We start from the raw sequence: 23,765 nt of genomic DNA, 5'->3' as shown, positions 1-23,765 counted from the left end.
ATCGTGTCAGCCGTCGGGGCGGTTCTCGGGATCAAGGGCTGCGTAGAATTTGCGCAAGTAGCTGGGCACATGCCAGATGCAGGGTGTGCCTGCTGGGATAAAGAACACATCACCGGCGGTGAAATGATGCCGTGTGCCATCTGCCTCGGTCAGATATACCTCGCCCTCCAGAACCTGCGCCATTTCGTGATAGGGGAACGGCTCTAATTCAGTGTTCAGCACCTGCGTATCCCAAAGGCCGACATCGAAATTGCCAAGGTCATTGCTAAAGAGGATGCGGTCGCACTGGGGCGTGCTGGCGTCTTCCATCAATTCGGCATCGGTCAGCGTCATCTCGGGCGAGAGCGTGGTTAAGCCGCCCTCTGCCGTCAGGTCCTGCGGCGCTGCAGCGCGAGGATCGTTGTAGGTCATGAAGAATTTTCTGACAGACCCGTCTTGGTGCCAACTGACCGGGATGCCGTTGCGAATTGCCGCGCATTGCCCCGCCTTGGCCCCCACGCCCACGCCCGTGCCAGCGCCATCGCGCAGGCCAAACGCGCCCTCGAGCATGACGATGAACTCATCCCCGGGGAAGGGACCGAACGCCTCTTGCATCGGGGCCGATTGCCAGACGCCCACGTTAAGACCAAGTGCCGGATCAGCAAAATAGATATGCAGGTTCTGCGCCTCTGGCGGGGTGTCAAACTCTGCCGGATCAACGGCGACGGGCGTCAACCCGTCTGGCCCATTGGCATGCAGGCGGATGATTCCGGTGTTGTCGCGCATTCCTTGTCTCCCTCGAAATAGGCAGCCGTGCCGCTTGATCCTTGATCACTCCGGGTCTGCCCGACACTCCCGGTCGGGGCAGGTCGAGCAAAACGCTTGACTCGATTCCCCAATGGCTGAAATGATTGAATGACCATTCAATGACATGCCCGAGCGACGGAAAATGTCAACAGTCCTGAGCTATGGCGCATGAACCATAACGATTGTGTGACGGGACCCATCCCATAGCTGGGTCCGCGCCAACAGGGGAGACTGGGACCACATGGATATTCTGGACCAATTGGGTGCTGTGCACGAAGGCAAGTTAAGTCGGCGGAAATTCACCAAGGGCCTTTTGGCGGCAGGGGTGGCGATGACAACGGTGCCGTTGCCCGCACGCCGGGCTATGGCCTCTGAGGGTGAGCAGGCCACCTATTTCACATGGGGGGGCTATGACATCCCCGAATTGTTTGGCCCCTATCAGGAGCAAAACGGCACCCTGCCGAATTTCGCCATTTTCGGCGGCTCGGAAGAGGCGCTGACCAAGATGCGGGGCGGGTTCGTGGTGGATGTATCGCACCCTTGCAACCAGTCGATGCCGCGCTGGGTGCAGACGGGGCTATTCCAGCCGATTGACACCGCGCGTGTCGCCAATTGGGGCGATGTGATCCCTGAATTGGTCGATCTGCCCGGCAATGGTGCCGAGGCGGGCAAGGTCTGGATGGCGCCCTTTGATTGGGGTCAGACCTCGATCACCTATCGCACCGATCTGGTGGAGTTGGAGGGTGAGGAAAGCTGGGATATCCTGTGGGACCCACGCTATGCCGGGCGGTTGGGGTCGCTGGCCTCGGGCGGGGATGCGTGGTGGTGCGGGGCGATCAAGGCTGGCATTGATTTCGCCAATATCGACACACCCGAAGCCTTTGACAAAATCGCCGCCGTGATGCGCGAACAGCGCCCGCTGATGCGCCTTTATACCGATGATACGACCACGCTCGAACAGGCGCTTTCCGCTGGCGAGATGGTGGCCTCGATGACGTGGAACAGTTCGGCGGTGCTGCTGCAGGCCGAGGGCATCCCTGTCAAATTCGCGCGGCCCAAAGAGGGCGCGCTGACATGGGTCTGCGGCGTGATGATCCACAAGGACGCGCCCAATCTTGACCGCGCCTATGACGTGATCGATTCCCTGCTCAGCGTCGAAACCGGCCATTTCATGATCAACGACTGGGGGTACGGCCATTCCAACAGCAAGGCGTTCGACCAGTTCGAGGAAGAGACGCTGGCCGGGCTGGGCCTGAGCAAAAACCCGGTCGAAATCCTGAATGCGGGGCATTTCCAGCAGCCGCAGACGCAGGAATGGGAAACCCAGATGAACGAGCTCTTCGAGCAGATCAAGGCTGGGTTCTGACCCTGTCCGCACCGCCCGTCCGCCCCCGCGGGCGGGCCTCTTGATCCAGCCCCTGAGGAGTGCGCGCAGGAATGGCCGAAACCTCTTTGCCCAAAAGCCGGACAGCGGACAGGCCTCCTCGCGCCTCTGGGTCGCGCATTCTGCGCCTGTTCCAACGCAGCGAAAGCGCGCGTGGCTATCTGATGATGGGCCCCACGCTCGCGATCATGACCTTTGGTATCGTGGTGCCTTTTGTCATTCTGTTGGTGATCAGCCTCTGGACGCGGCAAGGCTTTGGCTTTGACACCACGCTCACGCTCAACAACTATATCCGAAGCTGGAATGAGCCGATTTACGGCACGTTGATGTTACGGTCGTTCTGGATGTCGGGCGTGGCCACGGTGGCTACGGTGCTGCTTTGCTATCCCATGGCCTATTTCGTGGCCTTTCATGTCCACAGAAATAAGATGCTGTGGATCATCCTGATGACCCTGCCATTCTGGACAAGCTATCTGCTGCGGGTTTTCGCGTGGAAGGTGATCCTTGGCTACGAAGGTGTGATAAACTCGGGGCTGATGTCGGTGGGACTCATCGAGGCACCGCTCAGTTTCCTGCTCTATAGCCCCACGGCGGTCATCATCACGCTGGCCCATGCCTGGGCGGCCTTTGCGATTCTGCCGCTCTATGTGTCGCTGGAAAAGATCGACCGCTCTCTTTTGGAAGCCGCGACTGATCTGGGCGACGGGCCGATGGCGCGATTTTTCCGCGTGACGCTGCCTTTGTCGATGCCGGGGGTGATCGCGGCCTCGTTCCTGATCTTTATCCCGACCACTGGCGATTACATCACGCCCGCGCTTTTGGGTGGGCCGGATGGGGCGATGATCGGCAATCTTATCCAGTTGCAATTCGGCGCGGTCAACAATTGGCCGATGGGGGCCACCCTATCGATTGTCCTGATGTTCTGGATTGCGGCGCTGGCGCTGGTGTTTCTGCTTGTCACACGCAAAGTGCAGGGGCGCATTACATGAGCAGCTATATCAAGCGCCCGAACCGCGCGCTGCAACTCTACGCGGTGCTGTTTTTGATCGTGCTCTATGTGCCGGTGCTGTTCATCCCGCTCTTCAGCTTTAACGACTCGATCTATGTCCGCTTCCCGCTTCAGGGCTTTACCCTGCAATGGTACGGCGAGCTTTGGACGCGCGAGCCGGTGTGGAATGCGCTTTGGAACAGCGTCAAAGTGGGGCTGGTGGTTTCGGTCATCTCGACCGTGCTGGGGGTGATGGCGGCCCGCGCGATCACCCGCACGCGGATGCGGGGCAAGGGCGCGCTTGTGACCTTCATCATGATGCCGCTGGTCATTCCGGGGATCATTTTCGGCGTGGCGCTTCTGGTGCTGCTCAGCCGGATGGGCGTGCCGCTTTCGCTTTATACGGTGGGTCTGGGGCATCTCATTATCTGCCTGCCCTTTGCCGTGGCCACGCTCTTGCCTCGCTTCGAGGGCTTTGATCCATCGATGGAAGAGGCCTCGGCTGATCTGGGGGAAAACGGCTGGTGGACCTTTTGGCGCGTGACCTTTCCGATGGTCCTGCCGGGCATCGTGGCAAGCCTGCTGCTCACCTTCACGATCTCGTTTGACGAATTCATCATGGCGTTTTTTCTGACCGGCACCGATCCGACGTTGCCGATGTATATCTGGGGGCAACTGCGCTTTCCCAAGGAATTTCCCTCGGTGCTGGCAATGGCCGCGCTGATCCTGTTCGTGTCTTTCGCCCTTGTCTTTGTCGCCCAATGGATCGGGCGCAAGGGGCTGGAGGATCAAGAGTGAAGGCCGCCCAACGATGACCCCCTCGGACCGTTTCATTTCTATCCGCAATGTCAGCAAGCGCTTTGGGGCCTTTACCGCCATCGAAGAGGTGTCGATGGACATCGCGCAGGGCGAGTTCTTTTCCCTGCTTGGGGCCTCGGGCTGTGGCAAGACCACGCTTTTGCGGATGCTGGCGGGGTTCGAATCCACCTCGAATGGTGAGATTTTCATTGACGACCAACCGATGTCGGACGTGCCGCCGCATCATCGGCCGGTCAATATGGTGTTTCAGAGCTATGCGATTTTCCCGCATCTCAACGTGCGTGACAATATCGCTTACGGCCTGCGCAAACAAAAGCTGACCGCTGCCCGCCGTGCCGAAATGGTCGAGGAAATGCTCGATCTGATCAAGCTGCCGGGCTATGGCAGCCGCAAGGCCAATGAGTTGTCGGGCGGTCAGCGCCAACGCATCGCCTTGGCGCGCGCCTTGATCCTGCGACCCAAGGTGCTGTTGCTCGACGAACCTTTGGGGGCGCTCGACAAACAATTGCGCGAGCAGATGCAGCTTGAGTTGCGCGCGCTGCAACGACAGGTCGGCATCACCTTTGTGTTTGTCACCCATGATCAGGAAGAGGCGCTGACCCTGTCGGATCGGATCGCGGTGATGTCCGGGGGCAAGGTGTTGCAGGTCGACACGCCTGCGGGCCTCTACGAGGCACCAAGAACGCGCGCCGTCGCAAGTTTTATCGGCAATATGAATTTCTTTCACGGCACGGTGCGGCGCAATGGCTCTGCCATGGCCGCGATCGAGGCCGAGGGGCTGGGCACCATCCCCATGGCCACGGCGCAGCTTACCAAACCTGACGGCGCGCCTGTGCATATCGGCCTCAGGCCCGAGAAATTCAGCCTCTCGCCAACGCGGCCCGAGGCGGGGCTGGCGGTTGAGGGGCGCTTGCGCACGGCGGCCTATATGGGAGAGCGCAGCCAGTATTACCTGAGCATTCCCGGCAAGGCAGAGCCGGTCGCGGTCTCTGCCCCGAACACCGATCGACGGATGGGGGCCGATGATCTGCCCGAGGGTCAGGCGCTCTGGCTCTCGTGGTCACCAGAGGCCATTGTCATTCTCGATACCGACTAATCAAAGGAGAGGGGCGCGCCACGCCACGGCGGCGACCCGGAAACAGAATGCAGCAGATCGCACCACCCCCAACCCGCGACACCGGCAAGCCCCGCCGCACCGAGCCCAAGCAGGTCCGGCGCAGGCAATTGATCGAGGCCACCATCGATTCCATCGCCCAATACGGCATCGCGGGCACCACCATGTCTACCGTCACGGATATTGCCGGCCTGTCGCTTGGCCTTGTGAATTTTCATTTCCAGAGCAAGCAGAACCTGCTGGAAGAAACCCTTAAGTTTCTGGCGCGCGAACACCATGACCATTGGCGTCGTGCCTATGGCGATGCCGGGCTGAGCGCGCGCGACAAGCTGATGGCGATTGTCGACTCGCATTTCGATCCAAAGATTTGCACGCAAAGAAAGCTGGCGGTCTGGTATGCCTATTTTGGCGAAGGGGGGCGGCGTACGGTCTATCGCGCGCTGGTGGATGCCCTTGATAACGAACGCTTTGACCTGTCGAAACGCCTCTGCCGCGATATCGCGCGCGAGGGCGGGTATTCCGGCCCGTCAGCCGATACCATCGCGCACACGCTGGAGGGGCTCTACGATGGGCTTTGGCTCAATATCCTCATGTATCCCGACACTTTTGATCGTGATGCGGCCCGCGCCAAGGTGCAGGCCTATCTGGCCATGGCCTTTCCCCGGCATTTCGACATGCCGCAGGATGAGACCGCCGATCAATCAACCAGAACAGAGCGTTGCGAATGAGCCGGGACCCAAGCCATGACATCCTGTTCGAGCCGGTGCGCATCGGTCCTGTGACAGCCCCCAACCGGTTCTATCAGGTGCCGCATTGCACCGGCATGGGCTGGATGCGCCCGCGCACGCTTGCGGCCATGCGGGGCGTCAAGGCCGAGGGCGGCTGGGGCGTGGTCTGCACCGAGTATAACTCCATTCACCCCACATCGGATGACCTGCCGCATCCGTCCGCCTCGCTCTGGGACATGAGCGATGTGCGCGCCCATACCCTGATGACCGAGGCGGTGCATGCCCATGGATCGTTGGCCGGGGCAGAGCTCTGGTATGGCGGGGCGCGCACGCCCAACATGATGACGCGGTTGCCGCCGATGGATCTGGGGTCGGTGCCCAATCTTGCGGGACACCCCTATCAGACCCGCGCCATGGACAAATCCGATATCCGGCAGTTTCGCCACTGGCATAAACGCGCCGCGCTGCGCGCCCGCGATGCAGGGTTTGACATCGTCTATGTCTATGCCACGCATGGCTATCTGATCTCAAACTTCCTCAACCCGCGCATCAACACGCGGGGCGATGAATATGGCGGCAGCCTTGAAAACCGGGTGCGTCTGGTGCGCGAGTTGATCGCGGACACCAAGGATGCGGTTGGCGACCGCTGTGCCGTGGCGGTGCGGTTCTCGGCGGATGAAGAGGGGGGCAGCGACGGGCATCCGGTCTGGGGCGAGCGGCGCGACATGTTCGCGATGCTGGCCGAATTACCTGATCTCTGGGATATCAACATCGCGGATTATTCGCTGGAAATGGGCGTCTCGCGCTTCGTCAAGGAGGGCGCGCTGGAACCCTATATGACATGGGTGAAATCGGTCACGACCAAGCCCGTCGTGACCGTGGGCCGCTTCACCTCGCCCGATACGATGGCGGCCCAAGTCAGGCGCGGCATCGTGGATTTCATCGGCGCGGCCCGTCCCTCGATTGCCGATCCATTTTTGCCGCGCAAGATCGAGGAGGGGCGGTTGTCGGCGATCCGCGAATGTATCGGCTGCAATATCTGCTATTCCGGCGACAGTCTGGGCGTGCCCATCCGCTGCACGCAAAACCCGACCATGGGCGAGGAATGGCGGCGCGGCTGGCATCCTGAACGTATCGCACCGCAGGGCAGTGCCGCCCATGTGCTGATCGTCGGCGCCGGACCAGCGGGGCTTGAGGCGGCGCGCGCCTTGGGCGCACGCGGCTATCGCGTGACACTGGCCGAGGCCACGCGTGATCTGGGCGGGCGCGTTCTGCGCGAGGCGGGCTTGCCGGGGCTGCGTGAATATATCCGCGTGCGCGACTACCGCGAGCAAGCCTTGCGCGACATGCCCAATGTCGAGATTTTCCGCGAAAGCCGCCTGACGGCGCAGGATGTGCTGGATGTGGGCGCGGATCACGTGGCCATCGCCACCGGCGCGCAGTGGCGCAAGGATGTGTTCGACGGCGAAGTCTTTCAGTCCGTGGCGGAAGGCGCGGCAGAGGCGCATATCCTGACCCCCGATGATCTCATGGCGGGCCGCCTGCCGGATGGGCCGACCGTGGTCTATGATGGCGACGGCTATTACATGGGGGGTGTTCTGGCCGAGCGTCTGCGCATGGCGGGGCTGGAGGTGACACTTGCCACGCCCGATGACAGCCTGTCGCGCTGGGCAGGCAATACCGCCGAACGCTGGCGGGTGCGCCGCCATTTGCAGGGCCTTGGCGTCAGGTTTGAACCGGCGCGCGAGATTGCAGGGTTTGACGGGCGTGCGGTGGTCCTGCCCTGCGCGTATGGCGGGGCGGAGTTGACCGTTGCCGCCTCTCATCTCGTGATGGTCAGCGCGCGGCGACCCGAGGATGGGCTGTATCACGACCTATGTGCCATGGCCGGTCCGCTGCCCTTTACCCTTACACGCATCGGCGATTGCGAGGCGCCGGCGATTATCGCGGCGGCGGTCCATGCCGGGCATCGCTACGCACAGGAACTGGATGCGCCGGTTGATCCCGACCTGCCGCTGAAACACGACCGAATCGACGTGGGCGCGCCCGGTGGGGCCGCCTAGACGACAGGAGAACAGCCGATATGACCGAACCGGATCACGCCTATCTTGCCAAGCTCTTGCTCTATTACGAAGAGGAGATTGAGGGCGAAGCCTATTTTGACGCGCTCGCCCGCCGCTTTCCCGAGCCTGCGCAGCACAAGCGCCTGAGGCTTTTGGCCGAGGTTGAACGCCACGCCGCCCAAGGCGTTGCCCCGCTCATCGCGCATTATGATCTAACCCCCCGGTCGGTCGAGAGCCTAACCCTGAGCGGCCATGAACAGGCGCGCCGCGCGCCGGGCACTTGGGCGGGGCTTCTGGACGAGATGAACCGCACCTATCCTGCCTATCTCGCAGCGTTCGAGGCGCTCGAGGCGATGGGGCCAGAGGCGGATCAGCCGCGCCTGCGGTTCTTGACCGAACATGAGGTGGCCGCGCTCGACTATCTCGCGCTGGAAAACGCAGGCGCGCCGCAGTCCTACGCGCCGCTTGAGCGCTACCTTGCGTCCTCCCCGGTGCCCGCATGAGGGCAGGCGCGCTGCTTGTGGTTCTGATCTGCGCGGCCTTTAGCCTTGGCGCGCAAGAGGCACCCGTCGTCTCGTCGCCACAGGAGTGCGATACCTGTCAGGCCCGGCACCGGGCTTTGCAATCGCTCCAATCGGCAGGTGTCGGGGCTGGGCGGCAAGCAGAGGCAAACACTACTCAACCCGCTGCTTCCGTTTCAACCGGGGCAGAGCCGCAAGCGGTGACGCCCGCCAAACCGTGACGCAAAGACCGGCGTCACGACAAACTTGACTCTTTCAGTCAACTCAGTCAAAACCGGGTCAATCCCTGCGCTCTACCGGCGCGGGCCATCTCTCACCCCGTGCCAGCCCCGCGCCAGCCATGCGGTTTCCAGCCCCGTCTGATGATCGGGGAAAGGAGCTTTTAATGCTGGCATTCCACCGCCCTGCGTTTTGTTGTGCCCTGGCGTTCTTGGGCGCGGCGACCATGGCCCAAGCGGATGAGACCGCTGCCGCCTCGGCGCTTACCCTCACGCTCAACAGCTTGCACACCACCGAGACAGGCGGCTGTCGCCTGAGTTTCGTGCTGCAAAACGATCTGGGTGCCGCGCTCGACAGCCTCAAGGCCGAAGCAGTGTTATTTGATGCGACGGGGCAGGTGGCAACGCTCACGCTTTTTGATTTTGGCGCGCTGCCCGAGGGGCGCCCGCGCGTGCGCCAGTTCGATCTGGCGGGGCAAGGCTGCGACGCCATCGGGGGGGTGCTGATCAATGGCATCGGCACCTGCGACGGCGCGGGGCTTGCCCCGGAGGTCTGCCTCGGCGCGCTCCACCTTGCGAGCGAGACCGACATCGAGGTGACAGGATGAGCGGGATAGCAGCCATGATCGACAGGCTGAACGGGCTGATTGCCATGGGCGGGCCGGTGATCGCGATGATCGCCGTGCTTTCTGTCGGCACGCTTGCGGTCATTCTTTACAAACTCTGGCAATTTCGCGCCTCGGGGGTGGGGCGGCACCACGCGCTGCGCGCCGCAGTGACCGATTGGGACCACGGCGAGACCGCCGCCGCACATCGCAGGCTTGCCACGTCACGCAGCTATCTGGCCCCGGTCATCGCCCGCGCTTTTGCCGTAGACCCACGCGATACCGTCGCCACACGGCGGTTGATGGCCGAGGCCGAAGCCCGCTTTGCTCGGCTCGAACGCGGCTTTCGCTTTCTCGACACCGTGGCACAGGTGGCCCCGCTGCTGGGGCTTTTCGGCACGGTTCTGGGCATGATCGAGGCGTTTCAGGCGCTTCAATCCGCCGGATCACAGGTTGATCCGTCGCTCCTCGCAGGGGGCATCTGGGTGGCGCTTTTGACCACAGCGGCGGGGCTTGCCGTGGCGATGCCCGCCTCGGTCGTGCTGTCGTGGTTCGAATCGCGCATGGCCGAGGAACGTGCGCTAGCCGATCATGCGCTCAGCATGGTTCTGGGCCCTGATGGGCAAGAGGCGCGACAAGCGATACCAGAGGGCCGGGCGGTGCCCGCATGTGCGTAAGTCCGGGTTCCAGCGCCGCAAACTGTCGCTCACCTCGCTTATCGACGTGATTTTTCTGCTGCTACTTTTCTTCATGCTATCCTCGACCTTTTCACAATTCTCAGAGGTGGATCTGGCCACGGCGGGGCAGGGGCAAGCGCCCTCCGAGGCGCGACCGATCTTTCTGCAGCTGCGGACCACGGATCTGAGCGTGAATGCGCGCGCCGTGCCACTTGCCGCTCTGGCCGAGGCGCTGCGCCCTCTGATGTCAGACGAGACGCAGGTTCTGGTCAGCGCCAGCGCTGATGTCACGGCACAGCGGCTGACCGATCTGCTGGTGGCCTTGCGCGCCATCCCCGGCCTCTCGGTACAGGTTTTGGTGCCGTCATGAAAACCGACCGCACCCGCCGCGAACCCACGATTGCCCTGATCAACATCATTTTCCTGATGCTGATTTTCTTCATGGCCGCCGCCACGCTTGCCCCGCCGCTTGCGCAAGATCTGCGGCTGGTGCGCACCGCCGAGTTGGAGGGCACCGCGCCACCTGATGCGCTGGTGGTTCACGCCGATGGGCGGCTGACCTATCGCGGCGCGCCCGTGTCGGATGCTGCCAGCCATGTCGCAACCTTGCCCGAAACGGCCCGCGGCACCCTGCGCCTTGTGCCCGATGCCGCGCTGCCCGCTGCGGATCTTCTGCGATTGGGCGAGGCGCTGCGCCGGGCGGGGGCAGGGCGGGTGGTGATGATCACCGAACGGGGGCTGCCATGATCCGGGGGTCGCGCTTTGTGCTGTCGGTTTGTGCGGTCACGGCGCTTGGCCTGCATGGGGCGGGGTTCTGGGTTTCGCACAGCCCGGCAGGGCCAGAGATCGAGGGGGGGGCCGGGGCGTCTGAGGTCTTGTTGGGGTCAAGCTTTGCGGATCTGGTTGCCGGCGCGGCACAGCCAGTGTCCGACACCCCCGTAACCCCGAGTGTGACGGCGGCAGAGGTTCTGCGCCCGACCAAGCTCGATGGCACCGAGGCTCAGGCGGTTCGTCCTCAGAAGGTTCAAGCGGTGGCCAAGGCCAGTGTGGCCCCCCAAATGCCGGTGGTTCCATCAGCACCGGCGGTGACAGCCGCCACACTGGCCACCCCAGCCACGAAGGATCCAGCCCCCGCGCCCGCGTCACAGCCCAGTGTCGCCCGTCCTAAGGCTGAAACTGGCCTTGAGATATCCAAGCGGCCCAAGGCGCGGCCCACCCAACTCACCGCCACGGCCACGCCCCGTGCCGCGCCAAAGCCAGACCGCAAGACCGCGGCGCGGGCGACGTCCGGCAGCAATGCCGACCAGACCGCCACACGCGGCAGCATGACCGGCCATGAGACCGCCACCGCCGCCACCGAAGGACGCCCCAAAGATCACCAAAGCAAGACGCCCGGCACGGCCGCCACCAGCAACTATCCCGGTCAGGTCATGCGCCATCTCGCGCGCGTGCCACGCCCCCGCGCTGATACGCGGGGTGTGGCGCTGGTGCAGTTCTCGATTTCTGAGGGGGGGCGTCTGGCATCGGTCCGCGTCGCGCGATCGTCTGGGTCGACCCGGCTTGACCGGGCCGCGCTGACTGTGGTCGAGCGCGCAGCACCTTTTCCCGCGCCTCCGGCGGGCGCGCAGCGCAGCTTTTCCGTGCAGATCAAGGGGGAATAGGGCGGGGCGATGCGGCCCCGCCTCAGGTTTCGTCTAGTCCCAGCAACTGACCAAAACGGTCATCTCACCAGCGCGGTCCGTCAGCGCCTCGGCCGGGATGCGCTCTTGATCCGAGGTCACGCGCGGGGTGATGCCCCCCTGCGTCAGCACCGCTTGCAGCGCGCCATTGGTGGCGGCAAAGCTGACTTCGTCGGGCAGGGTGCGGCCATCTTGCGCCCGTGCCAGCAACATGCCCAACACCGCACCGCCGGTATCAAGCACCGGACCGCCCGCATCCCCCTCAAGCGCGCTCAAGGCCAGCCGTTTCAGATGCGCCTCACCATTCAGCCCCTGCAACTCAGCCAACTGGCCAAAGGTGACGGTGGGGGCACCCAAAAGACCGCCATAAGAATAGCCAGAAACCGCCACATCGCTCAGCAAGCGGGGCGTCACCTCTTGAAAGGCTGCAACCCGCACCGGTGCAAGCGGCTGACGCGGGCGCAGGATCGCCACGCCAAGATCCGCATCGCTCAGCACCACATCGGCCTCATAGGCTTCGTCAATCGTGATCCGCCCACAGTTCGCCACGGCCTCGGCGGTGGTCAGCACGGCGCCGCTGGCATCCACGTAAAAACCCGACCGCGCCTGCTTGGGCTTGCGGATTTCCAATCCTGAAATCAGGTCAATATCCTGTGCCCCGGTGCCCTCGGCGGGATCAAGCGTGCCGGGCAGCCATTCGAAACTGTCCTGCATCCGCCCCAAAAGACGGCTGCGCCTTGCCTCGTCACCGGCGGGCCAGATCAGCGTAAAGCCCTTGATCGCACCGTCGCGCAACCAGACCTGAGTATGCGAGATCTGCAACGCCCCTTCGCCGATCAGCGTGAAACGATCACCGTCAAGGCTGCGCGGCCCGCTCTCGGGTACGATTTCCAGCGTCTGCATGATGTCATACAGCCCCGCCAGTGTGGCACGGTCGCCCGATTGGCTGATCAATAGAAGCCGCGCGTCGATATCGCCGGTGGCGTTGAAATGCGCGAAAGGCGGCTCGTAGCGGTCAAAGCCCAGCACGGCGGTGGGCAATTCCATTGCGATGCCGGTGGCATTATCGCGCACCACCTCTAGGCCAAGCCCGTCAAACACCGCGTTGAACTGACGAAACAACTCTGCCCGCTGCCGGGTGGTCAACACGCCGGTTGCCTCAAAGCCGTTTTGCGCCTGCCACCGCGCCATGGCGGCACGGGTGCCTTGGCCAAAGGCCGCGTCGATAGCCCCGTCATAGACCCCGGCCCATGTCATCGCCTCTTGCAAGGCGGCGCGCGCGTCGCGGTCAAGCAGGCTCTCGCTTTCGCGCGCCTCGCGCAGGGTCTCGTCGGCGGGCTCGGGGATGGGCGCGGGGGCCGGGTCTGCCGCCACAACGGCGCCGACGGCGGCCGGTATCGGTCACAGATAGGATCTCGACTTCGGGTCTGTATCTATGGTCGGACATAACGTCGGACCTAAGCGGAAATCCTCAGCGCAAAAAGACGGCCCTCGGCGGAGGCTTACTCTCAACCTGACACACTCAAGTTTACCCCTTCAACAACAGCCCCCTCCGGCAACCCCGCCAACGCATTTTCCACTGCCTCGGCGATCACCGCTTCCCGGTCCGTCCCCGCCCGAATGAAAGCCAAGCCAGTGTCAAAAATACTCGACATTTCGGCCCGGCCCCGGGGAAATGTCGAGTATTCTGGACATCACCACCGGGGCGAAGCTCTTCGATGAAGGGGGTCACATCGCGTTTGCGAAAAAACTGTCCCTCGCCCAAATAATCCAAACCATTTCAATGGGTAATCCCTCCGTCACCGCTTGCGAGAAATCCAAGCAGAAAAACCACAGTTTATCAGGTGGTTAGGGGTGGACTCAGGGTGCGACCGTAGCTATTTTGACTCCACGCAAAGGAGCGAATCGACCATGTCTCACCGCCGCAATTCGATACGGATATCCGTCCACGCCTGACCCGTTTTTCTGACGGGCACCGGATCGTTGCGGCCGCATGGCCACCTCTGAAATCATGACAGATCAACACATGGCGCATGCCATGCCCGGTGCCCTTTCGCGATTTCGAAAGGATATCCCCCATGACACGTAAATCCGCAAAACGAGCCACCGCAAAGGCGCAAAGCACGTCCGATCTCTGCCGGACTGATACGACGCTTCCGGGCCTCAAGGCTGTTCTGGCTCATCTTCAAAAGCTCCGCTCTGCGGGAACCACGACACTCTTGCTGGTTGAAGATGAGGAGCTTGACGAAGACGAAACCCCGAGCGTTCAGACACCGGAAATGCGCAATCCGCCCCGGGATTTACTTGATGCGTTGCTGATGCTGCGGCTTCATTCCATGCTGGCCAATGCGGGCTTGACGTCATTTCGACCGCCACGCGGCAGCCTGCAAGTCATTGTAGCACCCGTTGAATGCGACAGGACCGATATCCGGACCGTTCTGCCACGATTGATCGGTCGTGACCCGGCTTTGCCTAATCCTGCGATCCGTGCGGATGATGACGTGACACGCAAGCGCACTGTGACGGGTGTTCTCGGCAGCATCAGGGCAGATATCCTGCAAGGCAACCCGGTCATCGTTGCAATGGCGGCGGATAATTGGATCCCAGATGATCTTCGCGTTGCGATGCAACCGACCCTCCGACTTCCTTCCCTTTCGCGGCAGATGCTGCAAGCGGTGATGGCGTTTCAATTCAACGACCCATCCGTCGCGTTACAGCATCCGGATGCCCGGATTGCGCAGCTGTCCGATGTCGACTTGTCGAGCATTTTTGCGTCGGAGGATATCAGGACGGCGATCGAACGTCTGGATCGTGCAGCTTCCCAGAAAACCCAGACGCGGGTCACGCTCGATAATGTCCATGGACAGCCGCAAGCGGTCAAGGCGCTCCGGCAAGTGGTTGAAGATCTGCGAAGTTATCAGTCTGGGGCGGTGAAGTGGTCCGATGTGACGAAATCCTTCCTGCTTTTGGGTCCCCCTGGCACCGGAAAGAGCTTGATGGCGGCGGGGCTGGCGGGGTCAGCGGGCATCAGCTTCGTGAAGACTTCATATTCAGACTGTCAAAAATTCGGGCACCAAGGCGACATGCTGAAAGCTCTGAACACCGCCGTTGAAAGCGCCATTTCCGGGGCACCCAGTGTCTTTTTCATTGATGAGATTGACTCATTTTACAGCCGTGAGCGGGAAACCGGCTCCAGGAATGGCTACATCATCGGAGTGGTGAACGGCTTGCTGACCCAGATCGACCGGCTGTCGGCGACGCCCGGCGTCATTCTGATCGCCGCGACCAACAACGTCGAACGCGTCGATAGTGCCGTCATCAGGCCTGGTCGGTTTGACCGGCACATCCACGTCGGGCGGCCGGACCGGTCCGGGATCCTTTCTATGCTCGAAGGCCCGCTTTCTGGGCTGAGGGTTGATCCAGTAGAGATCGACAGGCTTTGCGATCAGCTGCTGGGGTCGTCTGGAGCGGAGATCGCGGCGATGGTCAGGGATGCGCGGACGCGTGCCCGCGCAGAACGCAGCCCGCTGTCGTTCGGGCACCTGCGGGCCGCCGTCGACGCGATCCAGCCCCCGCCGGAGCCTGGCGTCATCTGGCGGATCAGCGTGCATGAAGCCGGACACCTGCTGGCCGGCCATCTTCTGGGACTTCCTGCTGCCACACATGTCAGCGTTACCGGAATTCGCGGACTTGTCACCCGTCCACACCCCACATGCAAACTCCCGGGGACCATCAGCGATTTGATTGTTCATGCCCTGTCGGGGCGGGTGGCGGAGCGGCTCGTCTTTGGTGTGATCAGCCAGGGCGCCGGGAGCGGCCCGACCAGTGATCTCGCCCTGGCGACGCGTTCCGCTGTCGCAGCAGAAACCAGCTATGGTTTCGGGACATCCCTGAGCTGGATCGACCCGGAAACGCCGCTCTATCTGCTATCACGCGACATTCGGTCTAGGGTCGAGGCCCGGCTGAATGAGGCCGACACCCGCACACAGCGACTTCTGGCGGAGCGAAAGGCGGAAATTGAGCGGATCGCCCAGGTTTTAATGCAGAAGCGGGATCTCGATGCAGCGGCGATTTCTGCGCTGTTGTCTGGCGTCCCCAATGGAACAGGCCACACCATGAGCCCCGCGGAATGTGCGGCCTGCGAAACCCAGCATGTTGATCGCGATTTCTTGAAGGAAACCCCCGATGCACAATCACTTTAATCCCCATCATCCGATGCGGCATCTGATCTCAACGGTTGCTGAAACCTTGCTGCGTGATGATCCAGAATATGAAGAGAGCCCTGCGACTTTGCCGCCGGTAATTCGTCGGATGTACCAGGAATTCCTCCGGTTCCCGGAGCATGGCTCAACGGCGCCACGTCTGGTCGACTTTCTGCATTATATCAAGAGATTGGATGCGATCCGTCCAAGTGACAGTGATCTGGATGAGGCCCCGGAACTCGGCCGCTGGGCCCTAGTCCGCCGCCCCGCCTCAGAATTCTGTCAATTGACGGGATATGCAGCGGGACATCCCCGGTTTGAGTGGGGGGCACCTATTGTCACTTCATCGGTGTTCCGGCTGGACAGGGAATTCCGATGGGCCCGTACGTGGAGCCGGTTCTACTTGCTCTCAGAATATGCCCCGCCAACACTGCGCCGGATGCAAGCCGGTGGATTGATCAGCAGCGATGCAGAGCTGGTTGATCTCTTCTGATTTGGCAGATTTTGAAGAAGAGGTGACTTATGACGGTACTGATTGTCGGAGACCTGCATTTAGACATGTGGACCGAGGCCGGCCGGGACCCGTTTGCTGCGTTGTCAGCGGCGAAATGGTCCGGTATCGAAGCCGTTATCGTTGCTGGCGATTTAACGAATAAGCCCAGAGTCCGCTGGAAATACGCGATCCGGCACCTCGCTCGATACATCGATCCCGGGCGGGTTCACATCTTGCCTGGGAACCACGATTATTATGATTTCAAACTCGACGGTGAGGACCGCCTCGCCGAAATCGCAACGCGGGAAGGCGCAAATTTCGTACAGAAAGCGGAAATCTTGATCGGGAAAACCCGTTTTTTGTGCTGCACCTTGTGGACGGATTTTGCGTTGTATGGTGACGTCGCAGCGTCGCAAGCAATCGCGAAATCCCGCATGAACGACTACCGCTACATCCGCAACGCAGGCGCCGGCTACCGCCGCATCAGGCCATACGAGACTGCCTTGATCCATGCCGATCACAGGTCTTGGCTCGAGAACCGCCTGTCAAATCCGCATGCCGGACCGACAATCGTGGTTACGCACCATTGCCCGCACCCCGGGTTGATCAGCGAAACGCCGGGCGAACTTGACCCGATCTATGGCTCGGACTTGACCGACCTGATTCAGCGTCATCAGCCCGAGGAGTGGATGTTCGGTCACACCCATTTGCAAGCCGAAACAGTCGTTGGGCGCACCCTTATGCGGAACGTCAGCCTTGGGTATCCGGACCAGGTTCTAACTGGGCAGGAAGGGCAGATATTGCGGCGAGGATTGATCGACCTTCAAAACCTCGAATGACCGTAAATATCTGGAATATCATGAACTTCTACACAGCTGACCCGCACTTTTTCCATTCAAACATCCTGAAATTTTGCAAACGCCCATTCGGGAGCGTTGGCGAGATGAACCGGAAAATTTTGCATAATTATCAATCAACTGTCAGTGACGACGACGATCTATGGATCCTGGGCGACGTCGCTGTCGTTCACGTCGACGCCGCACCCGAACTGAGTGCGATGCTTGCTTCAATTCCTGGACGGAAGCACCTTATCACGGGCAACCATGACAAGGCGTGGATCAAGTCACTGCCGGTCTGGACTTCGGTGCATGGCATTGTGGAAATCAAAGATAGCGGACACCGGATCACGCTGTGCCATTACCCGATGATCACGTTCGCTGGCGCACGACACGGTGCGGTCCAGCTGTTCGGGCATGTCCACGGTAATTGGTATGGGAGCCGGAACTCGGTAAACGTCGGGGTCGACTGCTGGAATTTCCAACCGGTAACGCTCAAGCAAGTCATGGAAAGGGCCGAAACGCTGCCGGTGAACCCGCTTTGGTCGACTGTCGAGCCCGGCACGGGCGCTTGATGCTGGGACGGTCGCCTCGAGGGCATGGAAGCATTCCATGGCGATAGGGGGCAATCAGCGTGGAAGTGGATATCTGAGAGCGACAATCAAAAGGAGCACAAAGAGGCTGATGAGATCTGCCGGCTGTCGGAATGTCGGCTGTCGATATTTTTCTACTTGAAAACCGTGAATCCTGCGACGGCCTCACCATCGACGGGATCGTATACCACAGCTACTGCATGCCTCGCTCGGGTGAGACCAACATAGAGTTTTGCCCGGGTTTCTGCTTTTAAATTCGATTGGGAATTTTTCAGCCAGTCCATCATTTCTCTGGTGGGATAAATGATTACGCGATCGAAGCCGAGGCCCTTAGAGCGTCCAAACGTGAGCGTCTGCTGATCTGGCGATGCGACTTTTACGGCAGAGCTCCATCGGAGCTGGACCAGTCTCCGCGTCTTGAGATATCGGGGCAGATCCTTTTGTCGAACGATTAAGAGACCAGCATCAACTGGGGGTGGTTGTCTACAGTCGGGGCATTGGCAAGGCATCGCAGCAGTCAAGTTTGGATAGAGCTTTGACGACAATTCGCAGATCGCAGGGCTATTTCTGTGTGACGTCATAAGGCTGGTCTCGTCAATGTCGCAGGTCACCCCTCGGGGAAGTTCCGCCCGAATAAAGTCTGCAATGCCGCCATCCCTGTACTTCTTAAGGCGAGCCTCCAGATGAGTTACATAGGTGACCTGACGGGGATCACCCACCATGACAACGTTGGCCGGGCTTTGGAAGAGCGCCGCCAAAATGTCGAGGTCGTAGCCTGCGAGATCTTGTACCTCATCCACAAAAATGAAAGGGTAAATACGTGAAAGCCGGTCGACGACAGCGCCGTTTGATGCTTTGTTGCACCGTATCATTAACTTCGACAATTTGTCTGAATACACGCGATTTCGACGATCGAAATAGTGGTTTCTGAAGTCTTGCTCACCCCAATAAATGGGATGGCCTTGCCGACCGGGTCTGCGAAAACCGGATCTCTGCGAAACCAGAAGCATGCCAGCGACATCCCAATCGAAGAGCTTTCCTTGAAAGGGCTTGATGCCGTGCTCTATCAGCAGGCTGAACCAAGTCTGGATATGCACATTGCCAGGAACCGAGCCATTGATTTCGAAAAATTTGCGTCGGATTTCTTCTTCGTTCGATTCCGTGTAGGTGGTAATGAGGACACGTTTTTGTTCAACCGCAAGGGCCTGCCGGACTAGGTAGGTGGTCTTACCGGAGCCCGCTGCGGCGATGACGAGCTTATTCGCCCCCATCATTTGGCGATCGCTTCCAGAATATATTCCGGATAATCAATTTTCGTCTCCGCCGAGAAAATTGCCAAGGCGCACTCGGTCTTATTGTTCTTCATATACCGATGAAGGCTATCAAGATCATGCTCGGTACCGAACAGCGTGTTAAAGGTCTCGACGCTGTTTGATTTAACCAGCTTCGGCTCAAGGGTATTATAGTTGAAAGGCTTGCCGCCATGCATCAGTTCGCCCTTATCCACCACAGGATCATAGCAGATTTTGACATGTTCGACGTCTTTGAATTTGGCGTACTTCCTTTCTAGCGCACCCGGATCCCCATCATTGTCGGTTGCGACCACGACGGGGATTTTCAGCACCGTCGCCAGTTCGAGAAAACGCAGGAACGAAAGCCCGACAGAGATGACATCAATCTCGTCTTCGATCGGTAATTTCCCGCCATTGTTATCCATGTAGGCACGTTGAAGGACCAATTCGTCCGCATCACCCTCTACAAGGATCGACTTCTGCGACAACACGAGACGCAGGGTGTCATAGCCTGGCAGCTTATGGAAGAAATCGCTCGACTCTAAATCCTTGATCCGCGTGACCCTCGCGTCCCGTAAAAGGATCAAGTGCTCCAGCCCAAGTTTGTTCGCGACGAAGCTGCTATGCGTGGTGATGATAACCTGTTTCCCGCCATTATCTGCGCTGATATCGCTGATGAGCTGGTTGAGCTTCGAATGCGAGAGGTGATTTTCCGGTTCCTCGATCAGCAATACAGTCGCTTCTCTGTTCTTCTTGTTGCTAAGTGCGAGACGGGTTTTAACAATGCATTGCTCACCCTTTCCGATATAGTGAAAGGGCACGTCGTCAATATAGGTCATGAGGCTGTTTTCCCAAGCATTGTGGGAAGACATGTCGACCGAGATACTGACCTTTTTCCGGCTGATCTTTGCGGCTTCCGCCAATCTTGCATTAATGGCACCAACATTACCGTCAGCCCTGAATGCGTCTTTCAACTTGCGGTGGGCTTGGGAGATTGCAACACGCTCCGTGTCATCCAAAAACTCTTTGACTATGCGGGAGATATACATATCCGAACCGCTCTGCACACGCGTGCTTGTCGAGTCGATGAGGGCCGATTTTACAGGAATTGTTCGGGCCATTGCCGGTTGGCGGGAGAATTCCGACCATTGTACCTGATAGAATTCTAAGGGTATCGAATTTATCTCGTTGCTTTTCAGCAACTCGGTATAAGCACCGTCGTATTTTTTATCGAACTCGATTGAAAAAAGTAGACCACGCGCCTTGTCGTTCTTCTCTGAGTTTCGGTTTCCACGAAGGTCTTCAAGCACAGCGTCATCACCGTCAAGAAACAGTTCAATCTGTATGTCCGGTGGTTGTATTGGGGTTTTCGTGAAGAGGCTCTCCAGATAGGCTCGCTCAATATTCCTATTGAAAAGGTAGGGGGATAGCTCGTTGCGAAGATACTTCCCATTCAGCATGCCTGTCAGGCATAGATGGATGGCTTCGAGCAATGTCGATTTTCCAGCCTCGTTGTTGCCAACGATGATATTGACGCCCTGATTGAAATCAACTTCGAACCAACCTTCAAAACATTTGAAATTCTTGATCTTGACCTTCTCGATGTACATCTCACACCCCACTGACGGCTACCCAATCCTAGCGTGTTCGAGGAAAATCGACGAGCCGAAATTAGCGGTGGCTCCGTACAAATTGAGATCAGACTGATAAGTCGAAGCTCTGAAGCCGAGCAAAATGACAGTCTGCGCCTTGCGAAGCTCGGACGCCTGATCGAGGGTCCTGGCATGAAAGTCGTCGTGATACAGGATTCTGTCTTACAGCGTCATGCCCTAAAGCTTCCCGCCTTGGCGTGTGCAGGCAATGCCTTGCAGTTCGGATGTTTTCTCGCAGCACGAGGAAATAATATATCTTGTGGAAGCCGCACCAAGCACCACAAGATGCGGACGCTCCACGAGTCACCGCGAAATCTTTGCCCGATTTCGTGCTAACTTAACCCCGATTTACAACGTGCCTAGTGCGTCCAGACTTGGCGGCGGTTGGTGGCAAAGTTATCGCCATAGCCGCCGGGGCGGATATTGGGTTTGCGGGCCTGCGGTTCCTGAACCACGGCGTCGATGCCATGTTCCTTGGCGTATTGCAGCGCCGCTTCTTTGGTCTCGAAGCGCAGGCGCACTTGGGTTTGCGTATCGGCGTTGGAGGTCCAACCCATCAGCGGATCAACCTCGCGCGCGGTCTCGGACACGAATTCCAGAACCCAGTGCCGGGTTTTGCCGGTGCCGGATTGCATGGCGGTGCGGGCCGGTTTGTAGATGCGCGCAGACATGGGACTCTCCGTGAGATGATCGCTGGCGTCTTATCCCAAATCGGGCGCGGCGCGGCAAGAGGCGAATGGGCGCAGGTGGCCCGGTCAGAGCGGGGCGCGGAATATGACGAAAGCCCCTGCCGCAATCAGCGAAAAGCCAAGCGCGTGGTTCCAGGTGATCGGTTCCTTGAGGTAGAGCACGGAAAAACCCGCAAAGATCACCAGCGTGATCACCTCTTGCATGGTCTTGAGTTCCGCCGCCGAATAGACGCGGTGCCCGAGCCGGTTGGCGGGCACCGCGAGCATATATTCAATCAGCGCAATGCCCCAGCTTATCAGGATGACAAGCCAGAGGGCGACATGCGGAAACTTGAGGTGCCCATACCACGCGAAGGTCATGAAGATATTGGACAGGCTCAAGAGCACGACCGGTGCCAGCCACAGCCAGAGGCCGTGCATGATCGTCAGTCGCTCGCGTCGTCGTCAGTGCCGCGTACGCCCAAGAGCTGGTCCATCTTGACCGAGGGTTGATCGCAGCCAGCCTCGCCCACGATTTTGGCGGGCACGCCCGCGACGGTCTTGCAGGGGGGCACCTCTTGCAGAACGACCGAGCCTGCGGCGATACGGCTGCAATTGCCGACGCGGATATTGCCCAGCACTTTGGCCCCGGCCCCGATCAGGACGCCATTGCCAATCTTGGGGTGACGATCCTCTTCTTCCTTGCCGGTGCCGCCCAAGGTGACGGAATGCAGCATCGAGACATTGTCGCCGACCACGGCGGTTTCCCCGATCACGATGGAATGGGCGTGGTCGATCATGATGCCCTTGCCGATGCGGGCGGCGGGGTGAATATCGACGCCGAACACTTCGGAGGCGCGCATCTGGAAAAAGCGCGCAAGATCACGGCGGCCCGTCGTCCAGAGCCAATGGGCGATGCGATAGGCCTGGATTGCCTGAAAGCCCTTGAAGAAGAGGAGCGGCAAGAGGAACCGGTCGCAGGCCGGATCGCGGTCATTGACGGCCACGATATCGGCGCGGGCGGCAAGGCCGATGGACGGGTCAGACGCCAAAGCCTTGTCGCAAATCTCGCGCAGGATCTGTTCGGGCATCTCGTTGGAGGTGAGCTTGAGGGAAATGCGATAGGCAAGGGCTGATTCGAAGGTGCCGTGATGCAGCACGCTGGAATGGATCAGCCCGCCCAAGAGCGGCTCATCGGCGATGGCGGCCTTGGCCTCTTGGGCGATCTGCCCCCAGACCGGATCGAGTTCGGCCAGCTTTCGTCTTGTATGTGCCATGGGCTATGCTCCTCTGGGTCGTGGGAAGTATAGCAGATAGGCAGGGCGGGTAAAATGCAAAGGGGTGCGGGGAGGTATCACCAAAATGAATGAGACGCAGGCTTGGGCCGGAGGGGGCCGGGTTCTGGTGCTGGGCGGCACCGGCACGATTGGCCGGGCTGCGGTGGCGGCGCTGTTGGCGCGGGGGCATGAGGTGGTCTGTGCCCTGCGACCGGGGGCGAAGGCGGCGGGGTTGCCCGCCGGGGTCACGCTGTGGCGGGGGGAGATTTCGGACCTCGCCCGCGAGGGATTTCACGGTGCCAAGTTCAAAGCGTTGGTGTCTTGCATGGCGTCGCGCAGCGGCTTGCCCGCCGATGCCTGGGCGGTGGATCACGATGCGCATCTTGTGGCGCTCGAGGCGGCGCAGGCGGCGGGGGTGCAGCATATGGTGCTTTTGTCGGCGATCTGTGTGCAAAAGCCGATGCTGGCGTTTCAGGCGGCCAAGCTGGCCTTTGAGGCGCGGCTCATCGCCTCTGGCCTGCGTTATTCGATCGTGCGGCCCACGGCCTATTTCAAATCGCTGTCGGGGCAGATTGCGCGGGTGCAGGCGGGCAAGCCCTTTTTGGTGTTCGGGGATGGGCAGTTGACGGCGTGCAAGCCGATCAGTGATCGGGATCTGGGCGACTATCTGGCGGGCTGTCTGGACGTGCCGGACCGCTGGAACAAGGTGTTGCCGATTGGAGGGCCCGGCCCTGCGATCACCCCGCGCGATCAGGCCGACTGGCTGTTCAAGCGGTTGGGAAAGCCCGTGAGCCTGCGGCAGGTGCCGGTGGGCATGATGGATGCGATCATCGGCGGGCTGTCCTTGGGCGGGCGCGTGCTGCCACGGTTGCGGGCCAAGGCGGAACTGGCGCGGATCGGGCGCTATTACGCTACCGAATCGATGCTGGTCTGGGATGCGGCAGCGGGGGCCTATGACGCCGAGGCCACGCCCGAAACCGGGCAGGACAGGCTATTCGATTACTATGAAGCGGTGATCTCGGGCCGCGCGCGGGTGGATTTGGGGGCGCATGCGGTGTTTTAGGGGGGCGGCTTATACGACAAAACCTCTGGAGTTATCCTAGTGGTAGGCTTGCCCCCACGCACACCGCGCGGCACCTTCGGTGCCATGCGCGCGGGGGATTGGGGCCA

At 60.4% G+C, this 23,765-nt stretch carries 25 protein-coding genes; 18 read left to right on the top strand and 7 right to left on the bottom strand.

Annotation, left to right across the window (positions count from 1 at the left end; all coding sequences use genetic code 11):
- Positions 1–6: 6 nt before the first annotated feature.
- Positions 7–765 carry a cupin domain-containing protein gene (locus tag GC127_RS14505; protein ID WP_151978809.1) on the bottom strand — a complete coding sequence of 253 codons (759 nt, stop codon included), beginning with the start codon at positions 763–765 and terminating at the stop codon, positions 7–9.
- 262 nt (positions 766–1,027) lie between these two features.
- On the opposite strand from GC127_RS14505, the gene GC127_RS14500 reads away from it, so the two are divergent.
- The 13 genes from GC127_RS14500 (at position 1,028) to GC127_RS14440 (ending at position 11,564) form a co-directional block, all read left to right on the top strand.
- Positions 1,028–2,152, top strand: coding sequence for a PotD/PotF family extracellular solute-binding protein (locus GC127_RS14500; RefSeq protein ID WP_151978808.1), 1,125 nt, complete (start codon positions 1,028–1,030; stop codon positions 2,150–2,152).
- Positions 2,153–2,223: 71 nt separating this feature from the next.
- A complete protein-coding gene (locus tag GC127_RS14495; protein ID WP_151978807.1) occupies positions 2,224–3,159 on the top strand; it encodes an ABC transporter permease in 936 nt (311 codons plus the stop codon).
- Positions 3,156–3,956 carry an ABC transporter permease gene (locus tag GC127_RS14490; RefSeq protein ID WP_008280284.1) on the top strand — a complete coding sequence of 267 codons (801 nt, stop codon included), beginning with the start codon at positions 3,156–3,158 and terminating at the stop codon, positions 3,954–3,956. The genes GC127_RS14495 and GC127_RS14490 overlap by 4 nt, the downstream gene beginning before the upstream one ends.
- A gap of 13 nt (positions 3,957–3,969) precedes the next feature.
- Entirely contained in the window at positions 3,970–5,073 is a 1,104-nt protein-coding gene (locus GC127_RS14485; protein ID WP_081508241.1) for an ABC transporter ATP-binding protein, read from the top strand.
- Positions 5,074–5,120: 47 nt separating this feature from the next.
- Complete coding sequence (locus GC127_RS14480; protein ID WP_151978806.1) at positions 5,121–5,819, top strand: TetR family transcriptional regulator C-terminal domain-containing protein; 699 nt, start codon at positions 5,121–5,123, stop codon at positions 5,817–5,819.
- Entirely contained in the window at positions 5,816–7,882 is a 2,067-nt protein-coding gene (locus GC127_RS14475) for an FAD-dependent oxidoreductase (RefSeq protein ID WP_151978805.1), read from the top strand. Before GC127_RS14480 ends, GC127_RS14475 begins: the two co-directional genes overlap by 4 nt.
- Before the next feature lie 20 nt (positions 7,883–7,902).
- Positions 7,903–8,385, top strand: a complete 483-nt coding sequence (locus GC127_RS14470) for a hypothetical protein (protein WP_151978804.1) — start codon at positions 7,903–7,905, stop codon at positions 8,383–8,385.
- Positions 8,382–8,624 (top strand): hypothetical protein, encoded by a 243-nt coding sequence (locus GC127_RS14465; protein ID WP_151978803.1) that lies wholly within the window; start codon positions 8,382–8,384, stop codon positions 8,622–8,624. Before GC127_RS14470 ends, GC127_RS14465 begins: the two co-directional genes overlap by 4 nt.
- 164 nt (positions 8,625–8,788) lie before the next feature.
- A complete protein-coding gene (locus tag GC127_RS14460; protein ID WP_151978802.1) occupies positions 8,789–9,229 on the top strand; it encodes a hypothetical protein in 441 nt (146 codons plus the stop codon).
- Entirely contained in the window at positions 9,226–9,903 is a 678-nt protein-coding gene (locus GC127_RS14455; RefSeq protein ID WP_254700118.1) for a MotA/TolQ/ExbB proton channel family protein, read from the top strand. The genes GC127_RS14460 and GC127_RS14455 overlap by 4 nt, the downstream gene beginning before the upstream one ends.
- The gene (locus GC127_RS14450; RefSeq protein ID WP_008280291.1) at positions 9,896–10,273 is read left to right on the top strand and encodes a biopolymer transporter ExbD; all 378 of its coding nucleotides are present in this window, start codon (positions 9,896–9,898) and stop codon (positions 10,271–10,273) included. Before GC127_RS14455 ends, GC127_RS14450 begins: the two co-directional genes overlap by 8 nt.
- On the top strand, positions 10,270–10,650 hold the full coding sequence (locus tag GC127_RS14445) for a biopolymer transporter ExbD (RefSeq protein WP_151978800.1): 381 nt from the start codon (positions 10,270–10,272) through the stop codon (positions 10,648–10,650). Before GC127_RS14450 ends, GC127_RS14445 begins: the two co-directional genes overlap by 4 nt.
- The gene (locus GC127_RS14440) at positions 10,647–11,564 is read left to right on the top strand and encodes an energy transducer TonB (RefSeq protein ID WP_151978799.1); all 918 of its coding nucleotides are present in this window, start codon (positions 10,647–10,649) and stop codon (positions 11,562–11,564) included. Before GC127_RS14445 ends, GC127_RS14440 begins: the two co-directional genes overlap by 4 nt.
- A gap of 33 nt (positions 11,565–11,597) precedes the next feature.
- On the opposite strand, the gene GC127_RS14435 is transcribed toward GC127_RS14440, so the two are convergent.
- A complete protein-coding gene (locus tag GC127_RS14435) occupies positions 11,598–12,956 on the bottom strand; it encodes a serine protease (protein ID WP_254700821.1) in 1,359 nt (452 codons plus the stop codon).
- A 704-nt stretch (positions 12,957–13,660) separates the two neighbouring features.
- Between GC127_RS14435 and GC127_RS14430 the strand changes: the two genes are divergently transcribed.
- The 4 genes from GC127_RS14430 to GC127_RS14415 are packed head-to-tail and all read left to right on the top strand — an operon-like array spanning position 13,661 to position 17,688.
- Positions 13,661–15,784: an AAA family ATPase gene (locus GC127_RS14430; RefSeq protein ID WP_199861263.1), complete on the top strand. Its 2,124-nt coding sequence runs from the start codon at positions 13,661–13,663 to the stop codon at positions 15,782–15,784.
- Entirely contained in the window at positions 15,768–16,277 is a 510-nt protein-coding gene (locus GC127_RS14425; RefSeq protein ID WP_151978796.1) for a hypothetical protein, read from the top strand. Before GC127_RS14430 ends, GC127_RS14425 begins: the two co-directional genes overlap by 17 nt.
- Before the next feature lie 29 nt (positions 16,278–16,306).
- A complete protein-coding gene (locus tag GC127_RS14420; protein ID WP_151978795.1) occupies positions 16,307–17,116 on the top strand; it encodes a metallophosphoesterase in 810 nt (269 codons plus the stop codon).
- Positions 17,113–17,688 carry a metallophosphoesterase gene (locus GC127_RS14415; RefSeq protein ID WP_254700116.1) on the top strand — a complete coding sequence of 192 codons (576 nt, stop codon included), beginning with the start codon at positions 17,113–17,115 and terminating at the stop codon, positions 17,686–17,688. Before GC127_RS14420 ends, GC127_RS14415 begins: the two co-directional genes overlap by 4 nt.
- A gap of 152 nt (positions 17,689–17,840) precedes the next feature.
- On the opposite strand, the gene GC127_RS14410 is transcribed toward GC127_RS14415, so the two are convergent.
- From GC127_RS14410 to cysE, 5 genes are all read right to left on the bottom strand, one after another.
- A complete protein-coding gene (locus tag GC127_RS14410; RefSeq protein WP_151978794.1) occupies positions 17,841–18,980 on the bottom strand; it encodes a UvrD-helicase domain-containing protein in 1,140 nt (379 codons plus the stop codon).
- Positions 18,977–20,608: an ATP-dependent endonuclease gene (locus GC127_RS14405; protein WP_151978793.1), complete on the bottom strand. Its 1,632-nt coding sequence runs from the start codon at positions 20,606–20,608 to the stop codon at positions 18,977–18,979. The genes GC127_RS14410 and GC127_RS14405 overlap by 4 nt, the downstream gene beginning before the upstream one ends.
- A 401-nt stretch (positions 20,609–21,009) precedes the next feature.
- A complete protein-coding gene (locus GC127_RS14400) occupies positions 21,010–21,321 on the bottom strand; it encodes an ETC complex I subunit (RefSeq protein WP_008280571.1) in 312 nt (103 codons plus the stop codon).
- Positions 21,322–21,405: 84 nt separating this feature from the next.
- Entirely contained in the window at positions 21,406–21,759 is a 354-nt protein-coding gene (locus tag GC127_RS14395; protein WP_008280572.1) for a DMT family protein, read from the bottom strand.
- A 5-nt stretch (positions 21,760–21,764) separates the two neighbouring features.
- Positions 21,765–22,595 carry a serine O-acetyltransferase gene (cysE, locus tag GC127_RS14390; RefSeq protein WP_008280573.1) on the bottom strand — a complete coding sequence of 277 codons (831 nt, stop codon included), beginning with the start codon at positions 22,593–22,595 and terminating at the stop codon, positions 21,765–21,767.
- Between the two features lie 85 nt (positions 22,596–22,680).
- Between cysE and GC127_RS14385 the strand changes: the two genes are divergently transcribed.
- Positions 22,681–23,658, top strand: a complete 978-nt coding sequence (locus GC127_RS14385) for an NAD(P)H-binding protein (RefSeq protein ID WP_151978792.1) — start codon at positions 22,681–22,683, stop codon at positions 23,656–23,658.
- The last annotated feature ends 107 nt before the right edge of the window (positions 23,659–23,765 follow it).

It is taken from the genome of Roseovarius sp. EC-HK134, assembly GCF_902498815.1.
Taxonomy (GTDB): domain Bacteria; phylum Pseudomonadota; class Alphaproteobacteria; order Rhodobacterales; family Rhodobacteraceae; genus Roseovarius; species Roseovarius mucosus_A.
Note: the sequence above shows the minus strand (reverse complement) of the source record. Positions and strands in the feature narration are given on the sequence as shown.